This is a genomic window from Streptomyces sp. WELS2 (assembly GCF_013870595.1).
In the GTDB taxonomy this organism is placed as follows: domain Bacteria; phylum Actinomycetota; class Actinomycetes; order Streptomycetales; family Streptomycetaceae; genus Streptomyces.
The window spans coordinates 1-2,156 of sequence record NZ_JACBWZ010000963.1 but is presented as its reverse complement, the minus strand read 5'-3'; the positions used below and the strand labels follow the sequence as shown (position 1 = coordinate 2,156).

Sequence of the window (2,156 nt, the reverse complement as noted above, 5' to 3'; positions counted from 1 at the left end):
CGCGCTGCCCATGGACGGGCTGATCGCCCGGCTGCCGTCGGGCAAGTCCGGCCAGCGGGTGCGGGCCAAGCTGCGCCGGCTGGCCGCGCTGGGCGTGCGGCGGCGGTCGGTGGGCCCGCAGGAGGTGGAGACGGCACTGGTCCGGCTGCTGGAGCTGCACCGGTTGCAGTGGCAGGGCCGGGGGGTGACGAGCGAGCACCTGCGGCCCCGGTTCCGGGCGCACCTGCTGCGCGCGGTGGGCCCGATGGTGGACTCGGGCAACGCGGTGGTCACCGAGTTCCGGATCGCCGACGAGGTGGTGGCCGTGGACCTGACCCTGCTCTCGGACGGCATGGCCGGCGGCTACCTCTACGGCGCCCATCCGGCCCTGCGGGAGCGCCGGGCGGACGTGGCGGTGATGCTGCTGGACGCCTGTGCCGAGCTGGCGGGCGGCGGGCACGGGACGCTGAGCCTGCTGCGCGGCGACGAACCGTACAAGCACCACTGGCGGCCCGAACGCGTCGTCAACCAGCGGCTGCTGATGGCCCGCGCGCACACCGCCCCGCTGCTGACGGCCGCGCTGTGCGGGGCGGGGGCCCGGCAGCGGGGCAGGGAGGTACGGCACCGGTGGCGGGCACGCGGCCGGGACTGAGCCCCCGGCTGTGGCCTGTCGTCCGGATCAGGTCGCGGGGCATCGGCGGCGCCCTGTCATGCCGGCCCCGCGTCCGCGGCGTGAGCCAAGCGACAGGTCCTAGCGGCCTGCGGGCCACCGGTCGAAGGGGAAGCACGGCCGGCGGCCGAACCAGTACGCGGCCCAGTCGCCGAGGACCGACGGGGTGCAGGCGGGCGGGAGCGGCGGGGGCTGCCCGGTGCCGCCGTACAGGGCGGTCCGGTAGACCCGTGCCGAGCGCGGGTTGGCCGGGCACTGCCACACGCCGTGCGGGCAGTAGTCGGTCAGCGTGTGGTAGACCGGCCGGTGTTCACCGATCCAGGCGAGCATGTGCCGCATGTACTCGGCGTTGTCGCCGTTGCGGAACAGGCCCCATTCCGGGTACGACACGGGCTTGCCGTGGGCCGCGGCGAAGTCCACGTGCCACTGGAGGCCGTAGGGCTCGCTCACCTGCTGGGCGAAGGTCACCCCGGCCGGCTGGTCGTAGGAGTCCATGCCGAGGATGTCGACCGTGTCGTCCCCGGGGTAGCACTCGGTCCAGGGCACGGCGTCCCGGCCGCGGCTCGGCGCGAAGTCGAACCGGAACCGCTGGCCCGGCACCGCGCGCATGGCGGCGACGATCCTGTTCCAGTACGCCTTCCAGGCCGCGGGGTCCGGTGCGCAGCGATGGGTGTAGGTGGTGCCGTTCATCTCCCAGCCCAGGACGATCACCGTGTCCGGCACCCCCAGCGTCACCAGCCGCTCGGCCAGGGTCCGGAAGTGCCCGTCGAACGCGCCGTCCGCGCCCTGCCGCAGCAGCCCGCGCACCTCCTCGTCCGGGATGTCCTCCTCGTCGCGTTCCTGCATCGGCACGTTGAGGACGAGGGTCCGGTCGGCCCGCTCGCGCCGCCAGCCGGCCCAGGGCTCCAGGAAGCCGGGCGGGCCCTCGATGTCCTCCCACAGGCCGCCGGGCAGATAGGTGTGGGCGACCTTCAGCTCCGCCCCGCCGAGCCAGTGGCTCAGTCCGGCCATCCGCGCGACCCCGTCCGGACCGGAGTCGAGGAACGCCCCGAAGGGCGCGGCGGTCCGCTCGGGCACGGAGGGCGCCGGGCCGTCCGCGGCGGTTCCGGGACCGGCCGCCGCCAGGACCAGGGCGACGATCGCGATGATCGAGGTGAGGGCCGAGGCCGCGCGCACGGCCGGCACCCCGCGCCGGTGTGAGGCCATCCACCTCTCCCCTCCGCGTGTCACCACGCGTCACTTTTTCCTGACACCCAGTCATATCTATACGAAAAAAGCCGGTGCGGTCGCCGCGTCCGGCCCCGGGTCCCCCGCACGGGCCGACGCGACCGAAAGCAAGCACATCGCCGATGTACGACCTGCTGGTGGTGCGGTCCGGGATCGCGGCGCGGGTGCTCGTCCCGGCCGGCTCCCGGTGGATCCGCGAGCGGGTGGAGCACCGGGTGGAGGTGCTGTGCGGGCGGGAGGTTTTCCCCATTCGGAAACCCCCGGATCAAAGCCTGGTTGA

At 74.2% G+C, this 2,156-nt stretch carries 2 protein-coding genes; one reads left to right on the top strand and one right to left on the bottom strand.

All coding sequences use genetic code 11. The features are described 5' to 3' along the window. On the top strand, positions 1 to 631 hold a 631-nt coding region (locus H5J33_RS32315), incomplete at its 5' end, for a GNAT family N-acetyltransferase (protein WP_181798284.1). Between the two features lie 99 nt (positions 632 to 730). On the opposite strand, the gene H5J33_RS32310 is transcribed toward H5J33_RS32315, so the two are convergent. Beyond that, positions 731 to 1,855: a glycoside hydrolase family 26 protein gene (locus H5J33_RS32310; protein WP_181798283.1), complete on the bottom strand. Its 1,125-nt coding sequence runs from the start codon at positions 1,853 to 1,855 to the stop codon at positions 731 to 733. Between the last annotated feature and the right edge of the window lie 301 nt (positions 1,856 to 2,156).